11 protein-coding genes are annotated in these 20,635 nt (G+C 66.7%); 3 read left to right on the forward strand and 8 right to left on the reverse strand.

The window, feature by feature from the left end:
* Positions 1 to 5: 5 nt before the first annotated feature.
* The gene (locus GGC64_RS28895; RefSeq protein ID WP_192726031.1) at positions 6 to 713 is read left to right on the forward strand and encodes a nitroreductase; all 708 of its coding nucleotides are present in this window, start codon (positions 6 to 8) and stop codon (positions 711 to 713) included.
* A 46-nt stretch (positions 714 to 759) separates the two neighbouring features.
* Complete coding sequence (locus GGC64_RS35380; RefSeq protein WP_192726032.1) at positions 760 to 1,221, forward strand: FAD-dependent monooxygenase; 462 nt, start codon at positions 760 to 762, stop codon at positions 1,219 to 1,221.
* Here the strand turns inward: GGC64_RS35380 and GGC64_RS28905 are convergent.
* The 4 genes from GGC64_RS28905 to GGC64_RS35200 form a co-directional block, all read right to left on the reverse strand.
* Positions 1,104 to 2,387: a peptidoglycan-binding protein gene (locus tag GGC64_RS28905; protein WP_192726033.1), complete on the reverse strand. Its 1,284-nt coding sequence runs from the start codon at positions 2,385 to 2,387 to the stop codon at positions 1,104 to 1,106. The two genes, GGC64_RS35380 and GGC64_RS28905, sit on opposite strands and share 118 nt — an antisense overlap.
* A gap of 263 nt (positions 2,388 to 2,650) precedes the next feature.
* Entirely contained in the window at positions 2,651 to 6,778 is a 4,128-nt protein-coding gene (locus tag GGC64_RS28910) for a hypothetical protein (protein ID WP_192726034.1), read from the reverse strand.
* A gap of 1 nt (position 6,779) precedes the next feature.
* Entirely contained in the window at positions 6,780 to 10,265 is a 3,486-nt protein-coding gene (locus GGC64_RS28915; RefSeq protein WP_192726035.1) for a hypothetical protein, read from the reverse strand.
* Between the two features lie 1,128 nt (positions 10,266 to 11,393).
* The gene (locus tag GGC64_RS35200; protein ID WP_192726036.1) at positions 11,394 to 13,574 is read right to left on the reverse strand and encodes a serine/threonine-protein kinase; all 2,181 of its coding nucleotides are present in this window, start codon (positions 13,572 to 13,574) and stop codon (positions 11,394 to 11,396) included.
* A gap of 153 nt (positions 13,575 to 13,727) precedes the next feature.
* Here GGC64_RS35200 and GGC64_RS28925 point away from each other — a divergent pair, with 153 nt between their 5' ends.
* Positions 13,728 to 14,051, forward strand: a complete 324-nt coding sequence (locus GGC64_RS28925) for a DUF732 domain-containing protein (RefSeq protein ID WP_192726037.1) — start codon at positions 13,728 to 13,730, stop codon at positions 14,049 to 14,051.
* A gap of 282 nt (positions 14,052 to 14,333) precedes the next feature.
* On the opposite strand, the gene eccE is transcribed toward GGC64_RS28925, so the two are convergent.
* From eccE to GGC64_RS28945, 4 genes are read right to left on the reverse strand one after another with little or no spacing between them, the layout of a single operon-like run.
* The gene (gene eccE / locus GGC64_RS28930) at positions 14,334 to 16,088 is read right to left on the reverse strand and encodes a type VII secretion protein EccE (RefSeq protein ID WP_192726038.1); all 1,755 of its coding nucleotides are present in this window, start codon (positions 16,086 to 16,088) and stop codon (positions 14,334 to 14,336) included.
* Positions 16,085 to 17,722 carry a type VII secretion-associated serine protease mycosin gene (gene mycP / locus GGC64_RS28935; protein ID WP_192726039.1) on the reverse strand — a complete coding sequence of 546 codons (1,638 nt, stop codon included), beginning with the start codon at positions 17,720 to 17,722 and terminating at the stop codon, positions 16,085 to 16,087. The genes eccE and mycP overlap by 4 nt, the downstream gene beginning before the upstream one ends.
* Complete coding sequence (gene eccD / locus GGC64_RS28940; protein ID WP_192726040.1) at positions 17,722 to 19,233, reverse strand: type VII secretion integral membrane protein EccD; 1,512 nt, start codon at positions 19,231 to 19,233, stop codon at positions 17,722 to 17,724. The genes mycP and eccD overlap by 1 nt, the downstream gene beginning before the upstream one ends.
* Positions 19,230 to 20,597: a MinD/ParA family protein gene (locus GGC64_RS28945; RefSeq protein ID WP_192726041.1), complete on the reverse strand. Its 1,368-nt coding sequence runs from the start codon at positions 20,595 to 20,597 to the stop codon at positions 19,230 to 19,232. Before GGC64_RS28945 ends, eccD begins: the two co-directional genes overlap by 4 nt.
* Between the last annotated feature and the right edge of the window lie 38 nt (positions 20,598 to 20,635).

Raw genomic sequence — 20,635 nt, forward strand, 5'->3', positions numbered from 1 at the left:
TCTCGATGACCGAGAATGTCGTTAGTCAATGGAGTGGGCTGGACCGGGCTGCCGTGCTGGAAGGCATCCTGGGCGAACGGCACAGCTGTCGAGCGTTCCTGCCCCACGAGCTCGCCCCGGACACGGTGCGCCGTCTCCTGACGATGGCGCAAAGGTCCGCCTCCTGGTGCAACTCCCAAGCCTGGCAGGTCATCGTCACCAGCGGGGAAGGCACCGAGCGCTTCAGGAACGCGCTTCACCATGCTGCCCGCACGCGACCGATGAAGACCGATGTCCCAGAGCCCAGCGAGTATGTCGGCGTGTACCAGGAACGGCGGCGCGCCGCGGGCTTCGCACTCTACGAGGCCGCCGGCATCCGACGCGATGACCATGCGCGCCGCGCTGAGCAGATGCTGGAAAATTTCCGACTGTTCGGGGCCCCCCACTTGGCCGTCATTACCTCGGATAGCCGACTTGGGCCGTACGGGCTCGTCGACTGTGGAGCGTACGTCTCGACGTTTCTAGCCGCGGCGCAGAGTTTAGGTGTGGCGACGATCGCCCAGGCCGCCATCGCGATGCAGTCAGACGTCGTGCGCGAACACTTTTCGGTTCCTAGCGAACGAGATATTGTGTGCGGCATAAGTTTTGGGCTGGCTGACACTGCGCATCCCGTCAACAGTTTCCGGACTGAGCGCGCTGACATCGATGACGTCGTCGAGTGGGTCACGGCGTAACATTTGCGGCGGCGAGGAGCTCACCACGCTAGGTGCAGCGCTGGCGATGCTTTCCGAGCATGTCTATCCCGAGACTGTGCAAGTGCTGCGCCATGTCATCTATACCCATGGCGCTAAGCAGGCCGAGCGCTGGAGGGTCGAACGAGTGCTGTTGTGCGGGGACGCAGCACATCTCATGCCGCCCATGGCCGGCCAAGGCCTCAATTCCGGTATCCGGGATGTCACCAACCTGACGTGGAAGGTAGCCGCCGTTGTTAGAGACGCTGTTGGACACTTACGAAATCGAGCGGCGCCGCCACGTCGAGAAGATGACCCAGTTGGCTGTCATTTTCGGCCGGTTATGGATGATGAGGTCGCAAACGGGCGCGAGCTGCGTGGCCGGGATGTGGATCAGGCGCCGATCAGGCCCGCGGGTGCAACGCCTGGAGTCGCGAATCCGGGGCTGACTGCGTTGAATTCGTCGGTGAGCGTATTGCGGATCTCGTCGGTCCTGGCTGCCACGTTGTGATAATCGAAGCGGTTGGCTGTCCGCATCCAGACCGCTGCCTGCCGGTTGAGGTCCGCCGACGAACCGAACATCAAGAAATTGCTCATGTAACCGTTGTCGCGGTAGGCAATGCTGGGGTTTGCCCCGAGCGTTGCGAAGTTGATCGTCGAGCGAAAAAGCTGGCCCGCCAGCAATGTCGCCGTAAGTTCCGCAATCGCTGCAGGGCGGGTGATCACGCCGCTGGCGAGCATCGCTTGGGCGTGGTTACCCACGAGGTCTTGATAGACCTTCCAGGCGAGGTGGCGGCAGCCGACCTCCTCGATGAAGGTTGCGCGGGTAAAGGTCGTCGGCTCGCCCCCGGCCCCGGCGGCGTTGGCCTTGCCGACGTCGACGTAGTCGGTAGGTGTGATCGGTTCGGCGTTCAATGCTTTTGCGATTACGCGGTTGCGGACATGGTTGAGCTCGTGGGTAAGGGACAACATCGCACCCACATGGCGTTCGCCGCCGGGGACGGCGCGATCGAGGTACCCATCTTGATAGATAATGAAGCCGCGCATCCACCCGGCCTGATCGAATCTTCTGGTCTCGGCGTTGGCGCCGGAGGCGGGTATATCGGGCGTCGCAGCGAGTAGTCGCGCCGCGATCTGATCGACCAACAAGTGCTCTGCTACCGGAATGTGCGGCTTGAGGTCATCCGCCCGGGAGGCGCGAACAATGCCCGCAAGATTCTGATTGGTGAGCTCCTGAAGCGCAAAGAGTGCCGTCTGACCGGCCCATGGCAGTGCCGCAAGACCAGTCAATTCATCGAGCAGACCAGCAACCGTGAAATCGATGCGCTGGGTGGCCACGAAGGGAGCGAACACGCCCAGACTCATTGCGCCCGGCGGGAACTCGTCATCGAGCGCCTTCGATGTCCTCGGGCCGACGATGCCGTCCGACGGATAGATGCCGCGGTCGAACTTGAAGCGCGAGACGGCTTGCGCGGTACGGTTGCCGTAAGCGCCGTCAACTTCGTCATCGAAGCTCAGCAGGTAACCCAAATCGACGAGAGCGCGCTGCACGCGCTTTACTGCGTCGTGGTCGGTCTCGGGTAACGCACCATTGCTGGGCGGCATTGTTCGCGTCCCGTTGAGGCATTGCTCGATCGTCACGCTCCCCTGGAAGCGCGGTGAGTTCAGCACGGCCATGGAATGCCTCCTCGCTCGATGGCTTCAATTACACAGTGGGGCTGGACAGTTCGACCCGCGCCATGGCTTGCGATGGTTGGTGGTGGTGCAGTGTGTAGCAGTGCGCAGCCGAATTGGGCGCTGGTGCAACAACACTGCGTGCATCGGTAGGAAGCGCGGCGCGCTGGCGGCGACCGGCTCTCTGATTAGCCGAGGCGCGACAGGGCTGGCCGTCTTCTCGTGTGGTGTGCACCGCACGAGTAGAGGTGTGTCCGCTGGTGATGTCATAACCCGAAGCGGTCGAGGTAGACGTATCGTTCGACAGGGGCCCCGTCGCTGAATATTTCGTCGTACGGCAGGGTTTCCCATTCGCCGACGACAATTCGGTACGCGGAGGCTCCCCCGTCGGGGTCTGTTCCCGGCAAGTTGGGTGGGATCGGCTCTGGCAGTGCGACGGTCGCCGACCACACGCGGGCGACTTCATCTTCGTCGATGCGCCGCAGCTCGGTCGGCGCCCCGACGGGTGTCCAGTCGATGTCGGTTGCCAGCGGTCCTCGACGCTCGATCCAGGCGCGCACGCCTCGACGCAGATCGCCGCGCCGTTGAAACTGCGGGAAGCTGTTGGGCGGCAGGATGGCCGCGGCGGGAAGTCGATCGGAGATGCCCGAGACCGTCACGGCGATCGTGTTCTCGTCGGGCCGTGTGAGCGAGGCGGTACGTGCGTTGAGGATCTGCACGAAGTCCACGATCGCGACCGGCGACAGTTCAGCGCCTTCTACTGACCAAGGCTGAAACCTGGTCAGCGCCAAACGTAGGAACGGCCACGCCGCCTCGCCGGGATCGACGTCGATGTCGGCGAACCACATATCGCGTTCGGGTGAATACGTAACGGGATGGCCGACGACGGTGACGCCGGGGTGGCGTCCTGGCGGGGTCTGGCCGAGCTCGGCCAGCGTGAGCCGATCGCGCACCAGCAGGCCGTCGCCGCGGAAGTCTCGCGGCCGCGGTAACGGCGCGGTCAGTTCGCCGGTCGGGCGGATGGGGTCCTTGCCCCAGACGCTGATGTGTTGTCGCCGCATATCAGTGCTGCGCAGCACACCGTCCTCGCCGGAAACGATGACGCCGAGCATCTCGTCCTCCCCGGAGATGTACCACGGACGGGCCAGCCAGACCCGCAGGCCGCTGCGCCGGCGTCTGGTGGTCGACGGCTCGGCGAATCGATCCTGCGAGAGGTCGTCCCACAGGAATGTCGGCATCACGCTGTGCACATGGGGTGCGCCAGGGCGAGCAGAACACGGGACATGGATGATCTCTGTCGCGCCGACGACGGCCAGCGCTGCGGGATTTGAGGCCAGCGGCGGCGGTAGGTATTCGCGGAAGCGTGTGGTCGCGCGCGGCGTGTAGTTGACGACGCGGTGGATCGTGTCGCCGAACTCATGACGGGCGTCGGCGGCCGTTGTGAGGTCGATAGCGTCGGAGCCCGCCACCACTGGCAGGTCGAACGCGTGCCCGGTCTTGCCGTAAACGATGTGCGGCGCTCTTCCCGACGCGGGATCGTCGAACCATTCGCGCCACCGTGCCTCGACGTCGAGGCGACCTGTGGTCGCCGACTGGTTGTGCAGGATGCCGCGGAAACCGGTGTGCGTTTCGCCGTAGGCGCGTGCAGGGCGCAGGGTCTTGAACGCGGGCCGGGCAAGTGGTCGCTGCGTTGCGTGAACGAGGATGATCGTCTCGCCCGGTGTGATCATTTGATGGGTGCCGGCAAGCACATTAGGCCGGTCGGCCGGCGCGACGGTGTCAGCGATCCAGTCCCACAGACCAAGAAGCTCCAGCGTTGCCGCGTCAATCGTGCTCGACGATCGCACCCGGGCGGCGCCGCCGGGCGGCAGCGCCACCGTCACCACTCGGTCCGCAGTCGTCACCGTCGGGTTTGGGCCGTCGACCAGCACGAGCCGCCAGGTGTCGATGTCGGGCCAATCCCCGCCCAGAGGCAGGATCTCGGTGTGGCTCCACCCCGACGCGGTGCCCGAACCCTGGAACCGCAGCGCGATCCCGGCGGCCAGGACGTCAGGCAGATAAGGCACCGCCAAGTTGTCGGTGTCGTGAACCACGGCGAAGCCTGGATCTGGAGCCTGACCGCGCGCCAGTGCGGCCAGTGTCATGTCGAGCTGCGCAGCGGTGAACTCGCCGTCGCGGGCCAACGGCGGGACGAGGTGGATCCCGTCGGCGGGACTGTCGGCGTCGGGGTCGGTGGCCGAGAGGATCCTGATGTCCTGCAACGTGCCCTGTTCGCGGCGGGCGCGCGCATACGCCGTCCGGTAGTCGGCCGCGGCCGCCGCCACGCCGATCGCGTCGGTGTCGAAGCGGCCCAAGAGTTCACTGTCGGTTTGGCTCACCTTGGGCGGCGCGAGATGCCGTTCACACGCCGGCCGATAGGTTCCGAACTGGCGGGCCACGGCGGTGTTGAGCTCGCCGGCATACGCCGATGGCGCGACCGGTGTCAAAGCCGCGCCGGCGTCGGCAGGGGCGCCGGATACCCCGGAGCGGATCACCAGGCGCAGCGTGGACTCGCCTTCAGTGACCGCGTGTCGCTGCACAACGACGGGGTGGGCGATCGGCTGAAACCGCTTGAACGCCTGCGCGCCAGACGCGTGCTCGTCCGTTGGATAGGCGGTCGAGGTGCCCGACAGATCGACGGTACGCATCCGCATCCGGTATGCGGTGCCGTACCGGAGCCGAGGCAACGTCCCAGGCACGAGTGATGCCTGCGGTCTCAGATTCAAATCGCCGGGGAACGGGTCACCGGGACTGTCGGTGACCGGCGGATCACCGTCGGCCGGCGTCTCCCGTGGGATGTGGCTACCTGGGCGTGCCACGGCCAGTGACCATCCGTCCCAGCCGAGCAGCGCTTCGTGCAGGTATGCGGGAGGGTCGGCGACTGCGGGTGTCTGGGTGAGTGTAGCGCTCTTGAGGTAGGCCTCGTCGTCGACCGCGAACCGCTCGGCATCGGTGGACGCATCGACGTAGGAGACGTGGCGGTGCATCAGCGAGCGCCAATCGGCGCCATCGTGCACGTCGGCGCGATATCCCCGCACCAGGTCCTCGGCGAACAGGACGACCTCATTGCCCAGGTCGATGTTCCTGGCATTGTCTGCGGCCCTACCGATCCGCTGCTCCAATACCAGCGCCCGCTTCAACCGGGTCAACGTGAAGCCGGTAGATCGCAGGGCGGGCAGGTCGGTGGCGACCGGGTCGTCGTCCTGTGCCGCCTGCGCGATCGGGTACACGTTGGCGATGCGTTGTTCGACCAGCAGCGCGGTGGAGTCGATATCGACTTGAGACAGGTGGTAGCGGTTGGGGTCGTCGAGCAGCAGCATGCCGTGGTGCAGGTCGCCTGTGTCGCTGACCGGCTGGAAATAGGGTGAGTCCACGACGGTGCGGGTGAATGGTTGCAGCACCACGGCGTTGTCGGCGAGTAGGTCGTGCTCCAGGTAGGCGCGCAGGTCTGCGCCGGCGCCGACGAATCCGGGGTCGAGTTCGAATCCGATGATGATGCCGAGGCGACGTAGCAGCTGGGGGTGGTCGGCCAGCGCCGCGAGCACACCGTGAAAGTCGGGCTTGTCGTTGTGCGGTGCCACCGGCTGGTAGTTGGGGTCGGGCTTCGGGTAGGTCGCGGCGTCTGGGTCGCGTGCCTCGGGGCGGTCGTAGAACCGGCGCGCCTCGGCGAGATCCAGTGCCGCGTTGTAGCTGTCGGCTATCGCCGCTGCCGGATCCAGCGCGGCGGAGGCGGGCGCGGGTCCGCCGTGTCCGAGTGTCCCCGGGGCCTCGCCGCGGCGCTCGCGGCGCTCAGCGATCGCGCGGTCGACCCGCGCGTCGATCCCTTGGCGCAGCTCGGCCGAGGCGGCGGCCCGCGTCGCAGCGGGCCACCCTTCGCGTCCGGTCGGTTCCTGCAGTGGGCGCTCGCCGGTGATCTGCAGATATGCCGCGCCCAGGTTGCGCAGCCCGCCGGCCAACGGATCCGGATGATCGCCGCCGCTGCTGGCGGCCACCGCGTGGTAGAGGCCTTGCGCAGCTGCGAGGATCGACTGGGCGGGAAATGACCGGATCTCGGTGTCCGACAGGTCATTAAACGTCCACCCCGTGACGGGAAGGTCGGCGATGTAGTCCTGCCACAACTCCGAGCTCAGGTCGGTCGTGTCGGGTGCGACGACGGTGCGCTGCCCGTTCGCGTTCTCCACGACGATCCGACTCTCCGCCACGACGTCGGGCCAGTTGGCGAATGGCGCGAAGTCCGACACGGTTTGGTTGGGGCCGTCCGGTGTGAGGCGCGGCGACACGAACAGCGCGGCACGCAGCTGGCCGTCGGCGGTTTCGTCCTGCGGCAGCAATGTGAACACGGCGGACTGGGGCATCTCACACCTCGGCGAATGCTCGGCAGTAGTTGATCCAGGGGCACTCGGGCTCGACGTAGGGGCCCAGCGCATCGGCGAAGGTCGGGTCCCCCTTGGAGCCGGCGAACTTGCGTTCCGCCGAGATCGACACCGACCCGGAGAAAACCAGCACTTCGACCTCGACGGTGATGGTGGCGCGGCCGATGACCTTGCCGGAGCCGAATTCGTAGGTCAGGCCCATGTACATCTCGATGCACGCCGAGATGAGTCCCAGGACGTCGACCTCGCCGCGGATCCGCAAATATCCCGTCAGCGACCCGTCATCGGCCTGCAGCCGCAGGTACACACCGGCCATGCACGACACCGACCCGGACGCGACGCCGAAGTCGAGCGCCAGCGTCGCACCGAACTCGACAGCAGCCTCGAGCAGCACCATCTTCTTCGGACTTAGCCGCAGACCGAAGAAGCCACCACCGCCCAGGAACAGCACCGCGACGGTGAACGGACGCTCGCGCGAACAGAAGCAGAACCCAACAGTCGGGGTGTCGCCGATGAACGGCAGCTTCAGGTCGGCGGCCATCGACATGTTCGACAGGTTGAACACTCCGACAGCGACATTCGGCAAAACCAGGCTGAACCCGGCTGAGACTCCTTGGGTGTCCACCGAAACACTGGGCGGATCAGAGAAGCCATCGCTGGGGATCAGCTCGCGCAGCTTGTCGACGAAGCCGAGCACACCGAGCCATTCGAGTTCGCCGAGGTCGACGTCGATCTCGGTCTTAGCCCCGCTTGTGGCCCGGAAGTACAGCCGTTTGAACGGGATGTGCAGCAGCGGCAGCCCGGGCAGCAGCTGCAGCCTGAAGTCGGTGAGCTGCGCGAGAACCTCGACCGAGGGTTCGACCACGAGATCGCCGCCGCGCACGTCGACCGCAACAAGCAGCGACCGCGGATTTGGCGGCAGGAAGATCGCGTCGCTGGGCGCGCCATCTGGCCACTGCTTGATCGGCGGACGCCATTCCAGGTGCACATGATTCAGTGCGCTGGCCGTCGGGCGACCGGCAGCGATCGATCCCAGCAGCGCGGCCGGCACGATCGGCGATCCAGGCGGTGGGTGGATCACCGCGTCGACCGTGGCCAACGTACGCTCGACGATGGCGGCCTCGGCTTTACCCAACGTGCCCAGCACGCCCGCCGCGCGTCCAGCCTCGACCGCGGGCCTCAGCGTCGCTGTGATGAATGCCGCGAAGTCGCCCTCACTCGGCGCGGGAGTCTGATGGATCAACGCATCGAGGCCAGCCCCGGCCGCATCCAGCTGCCCGCCAACAGGATTCGCCCCGAGGAAATCGGCAGCGCGCGAGATGCCGCCCGTTATCGCGCCGACAATGTCCAGCAGCTGTGCGGTGTAGGCGGGAATGTCGTCGAGCCCGAGGTCGTCAAGAATGTCGGCGAGCTCGAACAAGCCCAGCAGCTTGCCGATCCCGGCGAACAGCGCCGACGGGTCGGCCGGCGCCCCCGTCGTGGCAGCAGCGACGTCGGATACCGGACCGCTGCCGCGGGCGATACCCGCGATGTGCTGACTGGGTTTGAGAAACCCGCCAGACCTATCCGACGAGTCGAACGTCAACGCGGCCGGCGGCGCGTTCTCGGCGTTGACGAGCACGACCTCGCCCTTGTTGTCGGCCGGGCTGAAGCCGTGTTGCACATATGCGTCGGCATAACTCAGCGGCAGCGAATCCTTACGGCCCGTGGCAGCAGCCACCGCCGGGATCACAAACTCGCCGAACAACATTGACGGCGTACACGTGTCATCGGCGAGGTCGGCGGTGAAACGCAACGTGCGCGTCTCATATGTCGCCTCACCGCTCGCCGCTGTAGGAGCGATCGCGATGCGCTTGCCACCGAGATCGTGGCGCACCAGCTGCTCATAGGGCGTGCCAGTGATGTGGTGGCGGCCATCGTCGGTCAGCGCATACTTCTCATAAACCTCGTGCTTGGTCGGCCGCCCCTTGTCCGGCGCTTCTGCCCGGCGCTCGAGGACGAACAGCAGCGGTGCGTGGTACTTGTGCTCGCTTCCGTCCTGGTCGACAACCGTGATCGTGAACGCGAACTCCTTGGTGCCGATCGTCGGCCAGAACACGAACGCGTCCTGTCCCGGGTCGTTAATGTCGGGCGTCACCTTGGGGTCGATCGTGACCTGCACCCCGGGCATGCCACGGTCGGAGTAGGAACGCACACGCTCACGCAGAATTATGTAGTGCCGCTGCCACAGGATGGCGAAACCTCCATCCGGCAACGTCGGATCGGCGCGACGACGTGTTTCGGTGATGTACACGGCTCGATGTCCGAACGGACAGAAGTACCCCTTCTCCACCACCCGGACGAACTGGTCGCGTCCCAGCGTCGTGCGGTGTTGCCACTCGGTCAGTGGGACACCCTTGACATCCCAATGGCCGCGTACATCCATGAACGCACCAAGCGAGGTCAACGCAAGCTTGTTGACCTCAACCGGCGCCGGCGCCGGCAGCAACCACGGGCTCCCGGCGTCTCCAGTCGACAGGTTGACGATGTCGATCCTGTTCGTCCGTGTGAGGCTCGCGCGAAAGGGCCACGGCGGCAGCTCAATCCACGACGGCAACTCGATCTCCTGCTCAAGGTCCCGCGTCCAGACAGCTCGCACGATCCTCTGATCAGCAGAGACCTCATCGACAGTCGGGGCATCGGTGCTGCCGGCCCGGACACCCAGCCTTGTGTTCCACAGTTCCACGGCTACACCCGGCGCATCATCGACATCGATCGCATGCGCCCACGCGCCGCGCTCACTCGGCGAGAGCTGCAAACGGCTCGGCACCTCTAACGCCGTCTCACTCTGGGTCGGCGGCCGCGGTGAGGGCCGCCCGATATAGATGGGAACCCGCCCAACGTCGACCCCGGGGCGCAATCCGGCGGCCGCGATGCCATCGATGGCTCGCGCTCGTTCGCTCGCCGGGATCGCCACAATCGCCTGCCGTGCAACCGGTTCCAGCGCCACAACCTTTTCGCCTAGCCCCGCCGCCGTCAAAGTGCGCGTCGCACGCACACGATCAACAGCGCTCTGCGCAGCGGCCACACCCGCCCGGCCGAACACTCCGCTGACCGGCTCTTGCGCCTCGGCAATTGCAGGTGTGGTCAGAACGTCCCAAAGGTGCCAGATGACCCGCGGCTCAGCCAGCGGAGCCACCGCCAGCGCCAGACGGCTCATGGCTGTGAGAATTCCGTTCACCGTGAGCTCGACGGAGTCACTTTCCGAAAGCGTGAATGCCAACCGCGACCGCCCCGAAAACCGAGCGCCGGCAGGCAAATCCGGATCCTCGGGCTGGCCCACTTTCGGGCCGGTTCCTTGCTTCTCCTGGTAGACCTGCTCGAGAACATGCTGCGGCGGCAAGGTCACAATCAGCCGCGACTGCGACTCACCCTCAACCGGCTTCAGCCAAGGTACCTCGTGCTCGTCGACGACCACCTCACAGTCCACCGCACTCACCGTGAGCACGAGATGGTCACGCGGCCGCACTACCTGAAACCGCAGACGCCGGCCAAGCAAGCCGGGCGACTCCAAGCGCGCCGCGTCACCCACACGCATTCGACGCAGACGTGCAGCAGCACCAGGGTCGCGTTCAACCGGACGGTTCATATCTCCAACCTCCCCCGTCCTCATCGCCACGAGAAAGCCTCCATGGACAGCGTTTCAATGCCCCGCAGAACACTCCGAAGCCGCGCTTTCGCAGGCAGAGAATCGTGTACACCTTCGAAACATTCAGCTTGCACAGCGCATCAGCAGCAGTGACTCCGCCGCGCAATACTGCTGCCGAAACCTGGTCGATCCGATGCCCAAGATAAAGCGAGGGAACCGCCGATCCATCAGGAAGGAAACGGCCCCGTTTAAGTGGGCCCAAACCGCCTCGACATCGCAGTGATGAACAACAACGACTCGACCAATCGGCGTCGACGCCGGCCCCACGCCAGTGCCGATTCCCGCAATGAATCTGGCTGTGCGTTTAGAGCGCAACCCGTCGCGCCTAATCGGACGCCAATTCGATGTGGCGGCAGACCGCGACGGACCCGGTTCGATTCCAGACAGCAACCTAACCCCCTCCCCACGCACATGCGCGTTAATCGGTGACCGAACAGCGACGGTCCATAGAAGACAAGAACTGACTTGTGCGCGTGTTTCAATTGTGCGCTTCGAAGACATGCATTGTGCGCGTATTTGACAAGTCGAGTATCCCGAGTTTGACCAATCGACCGAACGCCTCCGATGTGTCAGCGGTGGCGGTCGCGCGACGGCGTGCATATCACCAGCGCGAAATTCTTCGGCGGCGCAATCTGCAATCACTGATCAGATCGTTCGCAGAACCAGAATCGCATCACTGTGGTATTCCTCGACCCTTCTCATTCTGGAACGCGTGCAGTCATGGCGCACAACAAGGTTCGGCGACGCCGAGGCTAGGTAAGCTGCGATCGTCGCAGGAACCCCGCCGATCAGGGGGTCGTTGATGGAACTCGATACGATGGGGCGCCCCAACGGGATCTCCGAAGACAAGGCTCGTGAACTGCACACATTGCGGCGGCGGGCGCTGTATGGGATGGATCCCGCAATCAGTCAGGAGTTGAACAGATCAGGATCGGCCAAGATGGCGTTCGCTGGCGCATCGCCTGTCCGCGTCGCCGACACCGGAATGATGAATACCGTCCCCTGTAGGGCGCATTCATTCGTTTCCATCTTCTGAGTTGCTACCCCTTCGAGCGTGCCGTCGGGCTGCGGCTCCAAGTCCAGACTTGCGGTCACCGTAAAGAGGTCCTTGGGGTCGATGGTCGCGGTTGTTGAGCCTCGGCTGGTGCCGCATTCTATGCGCAAAGTGAGCGGCACATCATGCCAGTGACCATTGTCGAAACGAAGGACTGTTGAAAGTCCGCTGGCCTCTTGATAGTTGGCGTCGTCGAGTTCGGCGCCGGTGGCCACGCAACCCGAAGCGGCGCAGGAGGAACGGAATGCCCACCGATACGTTCGATTACTCGTGGCGAGATTCGGCACCCCCTTGTTATTCGTCGCGCTCAGAAAGTCGTAATCGAGCCGATAGGTACCGTCGAGCAGTGGGCCTGAAATCGTCGGCGGGGATGAACTGATTGTCGGTCGGTCGACCACGGAGACCGGGTCCGCCACAGTAACGCCGGGTGGAATATCGCCAATCCGCGCTGCCACAAAGGGATCCTGTCTGACCACTCCCTGTAGGCCGCACTCGCTGGTGAGCACCGTGTTGGTCCGAAGGCCTCGGAGGGTACCGTCCGATTGCGGCGTCATTGTCCACGTCGTCATCTCGGTGTCCCCGCCGGCGACTTCTTTGTCGCCGTCGACCGAGCAATGCTCGTACTGGACGCGCTGCCTATCGGGCATGCGCAGCCACTCACTATCGGCATAGTGCCAAACGGCTGAAACGTTGGGTGTGATCGCTGCTTTGTGGTTGTCGTCCAGGGCGGTTCCGGTAGCCACGCAACCCTTGGACGTGCACGCTTGGCGATAGGCCCAATATGCGGTTTGGGTTTGCGGCTCCTTCCCTGGCGGAGGATTCGGCGAGCCGTTGACCGTTTGTTGGCCGAGCATGTAATCGAGGCGGTACGTGCCGTCGAGGACAGCGGCGGGTTGGACCGGGGCATTGGCTGTGGTTGGCGTCACACGATCCTTTTGGTGAATCACCCAGCTACTCAACCCGATCCCCGCGATGAGGATTACCGCAAGCGCTGCAGCAAGAACGACTTTGGGCCGCTGTTTCCGCTTCTTGCTGAACGCCGGCGGATCGATTCCCCCTGGCGTCGATTCAACCCTGAGACGATTCACTTGCCCGGCTGCAGCGGGGGGCGTCGTGATCCGCAATTGAGTCTTGGACGTTGGAATGGGAGAGGCAGATGTTATGCCGGCCTCCGTGCCCCATTCACTGATGGGGTCACCGACTTGTTCATGGAATGCCGTAGCGAAATCGCGGCACCGCATGAACCGCTCGCCGGGGTCCTTTGCCAAAGCTTTTGCCAGTACTAAATTGAGTCGCGCCAAGTCCGGTCGTCGATCACTGACTGGCGGGGGGACCTGGGTGAGGTGCTGGCTGATGACCGCAACGGGGTTGGACTGCTGAAACAGCGGTGCCCCGGTCAGCAGGTGATACGCGGTAGCGGCGAGCGCGTACTGGTCAGCACGCCCGTCGAGTTCCGAACCCATAAGCTGTTCGGGCGCGGCGTAGGCGACGGTACCAACCGTGAGATTGGTCGCCGTGAGTCCACTCGGATCGATCATCGGTCGAGCTATTCCGAAGTCCGCCAGAAAGATTCGTCGCTGACCATCGCGATCGGGCTCGCTGAGCAAGACGTTGGCTGGCTTGACATCGCGGTGCAGTAGAAGGCGCTCATGGGCATGATCGAGCGCGCCAGCTAACGCCGTGACGATGGCCAGCACATCGTCGACCGGCATACCCGCGGGGTAGCGGTCGCACACCAGCTGAGCGGCGTCGGTTCCGTCGATGTAGTCCATCGAGATCCACAGTTGGTCGTCATACTCGCCGCGGTCATGCATACCGACGATGTGCGGATGAAATAGCGTCGCGGCCAGGTCCGCTTCCCGGATGAACCGCTGGCGGAACTCGATGTCAGCGGTCAGGGCCCGCGGGAGGATTTTCAACGCATCGTGACGCGGCAACCTCGGATGCTCAACAAGATAGACATCCCCCATGCCGCCCGATCCAAGTAGCCGCACAATCGTGTAGCCAGCAAACTTCGATCCGCTGGCAACAATCATGGTCACAGACTACCGAGGCGCGCTGGTTAGATGGCCGTCTTGCGGCCGGTTGCTCTGGTGTATCGGTGGTTTGCTCGTTGGTTGCTCTGAGTGTCTGAAACGGGGTTACAGTTGTCGCCCGGCGGGTTGCCAGGGGGACAGGGGACTTTTCCAGTGAGGCTTACCAGCGGAATTGTCTGCGTTGCATTCAGCGCGACATGGGCACTCATTACACCCCTTGCGCACGCCGATCCCGGCAGCGATTTCCTGTCCAGGCTTCACGCGTACGGGATCGACATCTCCGCAATTATGGGTCACCCGATCAGCTCGCAGGACACCATCGAGCTAGGGCAGGCCCTTTGCACCGAGTTGCACCAGGGAACGTCTGCGCCAGTCGAAACCGAAAAACTGTATCGGCAGATGCCACGAATCACCGACAAGCAGGCGGGCAACTTAGTTTCGGCAGCTCAATTCTCGATTTGCCCTGACACGCTTTGAATGACTCCTTCGGTCTGAAGTGGGGTATGCACATGGGAGAGCCTCCACCACATTGCAGAAGGCCTGCGGCGTTTATGTCATATATGCCGTCGAGATGACATCTCAACTGAGACAACGACACTCAGTTTGAGAAACTACAGCCGCCGCGGGGGGCGACTACGCCTTCGCCATGCTCGTGAAGCGCGCCATGTGAAGTTGATGGGCGATTCTGACCGACTTAATGGGACCATAAATTGGCGGTGTCGCCAGAACGGCGACGACGACGCCGTCGAGAAGCCCCGCCTACCCCGTCCACGTCTGTTCCTGGCGGAACACCACCATCGCGATATCGATGACGCGCGCCCCGGCGGTGATCCGCACCGTGTTCTCCGACGTCTGCTGGAACAACACATCGGGCCGGGTGGCCTCAGACGGGTTGTGCCCCAACGTGATCACCGTCGAGGACAGTCCCGCCGACGGCACGATCTGGGAGTGGTCGTTGACAATGATCGTCGGCACGAAGTCGGCGTGTCGGCCCGGCTCGACGACGGTGAGGTGCCGCTGGGCCAGCGAATACCAGCGGCGCGGCTCCTCGGAATAGATGACGATGCGCTCCCCGCACGCCGCGGCGCGGATCAACAGTTGCCGCAGATAGAACGCTGAGGTGTCCATCGTGATGCGGGTGGCCCGCTGCGGATCGGTCAACGGCCACATCACCAGGTCGTCGCGCTGCATCGCCGGGCGTGCGGCGGGGTCGTCGTTGATCGCCGCGCCGACCAGCACACCGGTCGACCCGATCGGGATGGCCAGCTCGTCGCGCGCCTTCAGCACCCGCCGCGGCAGCGTCAGCCGCGGACGCGAGGTCGGGGCGGCGGCCAGCGCGGCTGAATATTGGTCGCCGGGTAGCGGATTGAGGAACAGCGTGGGCGGCTGCTGGGGGGCTTGCGGGTCGGTGGTGCGCACCAGCGCCGACACCGCGATCTTCCCGCCGCGCTGTTTGCGCAGCGTCGTCATCTGCACGACGTGATCGCTGCGCAGCGCCCACATCGCGTTCAGGCTCTCGGTGGTGATGTCCTCAGGTGAGAAGTAGTACGTCGTCAGATAGCCCGGCCTGGTGTTGATGGTGCGCCATCCGACGCTGGCTTTGGGGCGCACCCGCGCCGGATGCGCCTCGGCGTGCTCATCGACGTCGGCGACCGGCGCGGAGGGTGCGCCGACACCGGCGAACACCTCGGACTCGAGCTCGTCATAGCCGGGGTCCTCGAGCACGTCCGGCGCGATCTCCTCGTCGGCCACCGCAACGGCGGACCGCGGCGGCGGGGCCGCCAGCCCGACGCCCAGCGCGGCCAGCGCCGCGTCATGTTCCTCGGCGTTGCAAGGCACCGCCCGAATCCCCTGCTGCAGTAGGGCTTTGAGGATCCGGTCGGACGCTGCGGCCGCGGCGGTGCCGATCGAGTGCCGGTAGGACAGGCCGGCCACCGACTCGGGCAGGATCAGCCGCACGGTCAGCCGGGTGGTGCGCTGCCCGGCCGCCGACCGGTCGGCCAGCAGTGTGGAGTACAGCGGCGGATATCCGCTCTGGGGCACCACCCGGTAGCCGTCGTTGACGATGTCGAGTTCCAGGTGCAGGCCGCCGGGTTGCTCGAGATGGTCGATGAGCACCCGCAGCGGCACCGTGTTGGTGGTGTGCAGGGTCGCCGCGCTGCGCAGAAACGTCGGGCTGTCGGCGCGCCCGTCGATGCGCAGCATCGTGACGGCCTCCTCGCCGGCGGTGCGCACCCCGTAGACGTGGCCGCCGTGGTTGATGTCGACCGCGGCGCCGACGGGGGTGGCGAATCGGCGCTGGCGTCGCCAGCGTGCTTGGGCGCCAACCCAACTCACGGCGTTGCGCCGGTGCACCGTGACCACCAGCGCCACCAAGGCGACCGCGGTGATCACCGCGGCCGGCCACCAGCCCCACCGGCCCGGCGGCAGCGCGGTGAACGCGGCCAGCGCGACGACCTCGGCGGCCACCACGGCACCCAGCGCAGGGCGCAGCGCCACGGTGCGCGCCTTCACGACATCCTCCTGCGGATCCCGGCCACCGCCGCGACGATGAGCGCGGCCCCGAACGCGACCCCCACCCCGATCAGCGCCACGTTGCGCGGCCGCAGATCCGGGCCGGGCGGCGGCGGGGGCACGTGCAGGGCGCTGCTCAGATGCTCGGCGGGTTTCGGGTCGCCCGGCGTCACGTCGAACGTCAGCGCGGCGACCGGATCGACCACCCCGTGCCCGACCTGGTTGTCCACCCCGTGCGCCGGGTCGTGCGCGGTCTCGGTGATCCGCCGGATCACTTGGTGCGCAGTCAGATTCGGAAACTTGGCGCGCACCAGCGCCGCCACGCCCGACACGTAGGCCGCCGAGAAACTGGTCCCCCACATGCCGTTGCCGGTGCCGGGATCCTTGGCCGGCGAGGCGTTGACCGCCGCGCCGTTGACGCTAGACAGCCCCATGATCCGGGCGCCGGGCGCGGCCACCCCCACCCACGGGCCGTTGATGGAGTCGGGCATCGGCAGCCCGCCCGGGGTGACCGCGGCCACCGAGAGCACGTAGTCGGAGAACCACGCCGGGCTGACGATGGTGCGCACCCCGGCCCAGTCCCGCGGGTCGGCGGGGTTGAGCGGATTGAACGCCGGGTTCTGCCCGCAGTCGGGCTGCAGCGGGTCGTTGCGGTTACCGGCGGCGGCCACGATCACCGCGTCCTTGTCGACGGCGGCGTAGCGCACCGCCGCACCGAGCGGATCTTGGTTGACCGGCGCCGCGGCGTTGGTGCACGACGCCAGCGACACATTGATGACCTTGGCGCCCAGATCGGCGGCGGTGCGGATGGCCTTGGCCAGCGACAGGATGTCACCGGCCTTGCGGTGCAGCGACTGCTCCTCCGGTGTCGGATGCGCGGGCGCGAACGCCACCGACGCCTGCCGGATCGAGATCAACGCGGCGTCGGGCGCCACCCCGACCACGCCGTCCGGTCCGCCGGGCGGCGGGCCGGGCACCAGCGGCGCGGCCGCGGCGGGATCGGCGGCCCCGTCGGCAGGCGCGTCGCCCTCGGGCGGCGGAGGCGGAGGGGGCGGCGGTGGCGGCGGCGCGATCACCGTGATCGTCTGCGGCGGCGGGGGTGGCGGCGGCGCGCTGGTCGGAGCCGGGTTGGCCGGCACCGCGGGGGGCGGCGCGACCGGCGGGGCACCCAGAGGCTTGGTCGGCGGGCGATCCGCGGGATTGGACGGCGCGGCGCCGATGATGCTGGCCACCGCGGTGCCGTGGTTCTCGCAGTCGGTCAACCCGCCGCCCGCCAGCCCCTGCACGTAGTCGCCGCCGGCGAACAGCGCCGGGAAGCGGGGATTGGGTGTCACCCCGGTGTCGATGACCGCCACGGTCACCCCGGCGCCGGTGGAGTACTGCCAGGCCTGCGGCACCGACAGCATCACGTTGCCCGGCGCCGGCTGGGTGACGTCGGGATCGGCGATCACCACCGGGTTGATGCAGGCCTCGGTCTGGCGCATCTCCTCGACGGGCCCCGGCGGCTCGGGCGGCGGTAGCGCGCCCGGGTCGATCACCGGCGGGCCGATGGCCAGCGCCGCAGGCGGTGCGGCCACGTTGGCCCCGAGCAGGACCGCCGCGCCGAAACCCGCAGCGGCCGAACGCATCCGCATCAGTGGTACCTGACGAAGTGCAGCAGATCGATCGCCCACGCCGCGAACACGATCACCGCGGTGGTCGCCACGTACTCCACGTACTCGACGAGTTCGCGGACCGGTTCGGAGAAGTTCCGGTTCGGGATCACCGTCCCGCCGAGCAGCGCACACACCGCGATGCCGAGCACGACCGCCGCCGCCCACAGCCCGGTCACCGACGCCGCGTCGGCGGCGACGCCGTAGTGGACCGGGATCGCGAACAGCGATACCGCCCCACCCGTGACCACCGTGATCGCATGGCGGCGGTCGCGAAACGCGCGCGCCCGCAACACCAGGATCACCGCGATGATGGCGACCACCACCACGAACGGCCACTGCGAACCGACGCCGGGATGAATGGCGAACCACGACGACCCGACCTGCACCAGCGCGTTGCCGAGCAGCAGCCCGGTCAGCACCCGGTTGGACCGCCGGGCCACCTCGGCGAGCGCCTCACCGCGCAGCGTGATGTCGTGCGGTGCGTCGGCGACGGGAGTGATCGTGTCCTCCGGCTCACCCGGTGCCCGGGTGTACATGTCCTTGCCGGTGATCGAGTCGAAGCTCTGGCGCGGCACCTTGGCCAGCTGCCTGCCGATCGCCGGCGCGGCCAGCGACACCGTCAGCACCGCGATGAGCATCACCGTCGCGATCCGCTGGCCGGGCACGGTAAAGAACATCCGGGCACCCGAGGCCGCCAGCACCGCCACCGACACGGTGATCACCGCCGCCGCGGCCACCCAGTAGCGGCTGGTGAAACGCGCCACCAGCGCGGTGGCCACCAACGCCACCCCCGCCGCCAGAAACGCGTGCGGTGCGCCCGGATGGGCTCCGGGCGGTGCGCAGGCCCCCGCCGCGACCAGCGCTGCCACCGCACACCAGCAGGCCGCCGTCCTGGCCGGAAGCGGCGCCGCCATCCGCACCGTCACCAACGTCACCGCGAGGAGCACCAGGCCCGCCGCGCCGAAGATGACCGGGGTCAGCCATCCCCCGTCCGTGGCCCAGCGCTGGCGCCACACGAGAAGACCCGACACCAGCAGCGCCACGGTCGTCAACGCCACCGCCACCGCGGCGGCGTCACCGGCCGACACGGCCGGGAAATGGCTCCTGGCCCACCTGGCGATCGCCGCCGACACGTTCTCGATGTTGGGTTCGTAGCGCTGCGCGGAGGCCGCGGGCACGAACGCGAGCAGCTCGGCGTCGCTGACACCCTGCGCGGAGAGCGACAGATTGCCCGCCAGCATGGTCATGCCCGCGGCGCGGGCGAACACGAAGTTGCGCCGCGGCAGCTCCTCGGCGCCGATCGAGCGCAGCTGCCGGTTGATCGCGTCGCGGGTCGGGTCGGCCAGCTTGGCCAGCGGCACGGCCGCGGGCAGCAACAGGTCGATCTGATGGCTCTCCCCCACCAGCAGCGACACCCGGCTCGAGGCGGGCACGCCGGTGTCGGCCCGCAGGTCGCGACCGGCCACCCCGCGATCGGCGGTGGCGGTCATCGGCGCTCCCGGGGCCGCTCGGTGGTCGCGGTGAAGTGCTCGGCCAGCGCCGCGGCGATCTCGAGCACCCGGCGGCGGGTGTGCTTGTTGAGCTCGTCGTCGATGTCGATCACCCCGGCCGGGCGCAGATGCCGGTCATAGGGCATCTCGATGACCTTCTGACCGCGGCTGCCGAACCGTTCGATCAGCAGCTTCACGTCCCGCTTGCTGGCCTGGTTATCGGAGTTGTTGACGACGACCACGGTGCGGTGCAGCAGCCCGGTGTAGCCGTTGTTGGCCAGCCACTCCAGGGTCTGACCCGCCGCCGACGCGCCGTCATACCAGCATGAGGACACCACGATCAGCGCGTCCACGTCGGCGACCGCGGCGCGGGTCACCGGGGCGTCCATCGTCGACCCGCAGTCCACGATCGACACCGTGAAGTGGCGGTCCAGCTGGGCCACGGCAGCCGAGTAGACCGACGGATCGAGCACGCGGCGGCGCGCGGTGGACATCTCCCCGGCCAGCACGAACAGCCCCGAGGCGTTGCTGCCGACGCGGCTGCGAACATCGGCGAAGGTGTGCAGGTTGCGGTCACCGGCCAGCTCCCAATAGGACCCCGACGCCTTGGGGTCGATGCGGCTGGCGAGCTTGCCGAACGCGGTGTCGGCGTCGATGGCCACCACCCGGTCATCGGGGCGCATCTCGGCCAGCAGCGACCCCACGCAGGCCGAGATGGTGGTCTTGCCGACGCCGCCCTTGCCCAGCACGCCGATCTTGTAGCGGCCCCGCAGCAGCGAGCGGACCTTGGCCTCCAGCTCGGCCTGGTAGCGCTCGTCGGGTGACTGCCCGGGGTTGATCAGATGAAACGTCGCGGCGTACAAGGCTTTTCGCCAGCCACGCTGCGGCGGGATCTTGCGGGTGGGCACCAGTTCGGTGCTGCGGATGTCGTCGACGAAGTTGAAGCTGCCCGCCCCGCCGGGCGTCGGACCCCAGCCAGGTGGCGCGCTGCCCCAGTCGCCGGCAGGCGGACGCGGCGGAGGACTTTGCGGGCCGCGTGGACCCGCCAGCAGCTCATCGCGGTTGATCAGCGACGTCTTTTCCGACAGGCCCTCGGGGTCATGGCGCGCGGGCTGCTCGAGGTGACGCGCGCCGGTGTTCGGCGGCGGGGCGGACGGATCCGGGCGGAACGGCGCCGGTGCATCCGGCCACGGCGCAGGGGGAACCGGGCGGGTCACCCCCGGGTCCGGTGCGCCCGCCAGGTGGCGGGGCGCCTCACCGGACGCCTCGGTGGGCGCGGGCCGTTCGACGTTCTGGGCGCCGCCCGGCTGTGCGCTCGGGCCGGTCTCGTACTCGTCGGAGTCGTCCCGTTGCGGGTTACTCATATCGTCATCCTAACGGCGCACATGCACAGCATGTACGC

The sequence above is a fragment of the Mycobacterium sp. OAS707 genome, assembly GCF_014873705.1.
GTDB lineage: Bacteria > Actinomycetota > Actinomycetes > Mycobacteriales > Mycobacteriaceae > Mycobacterium.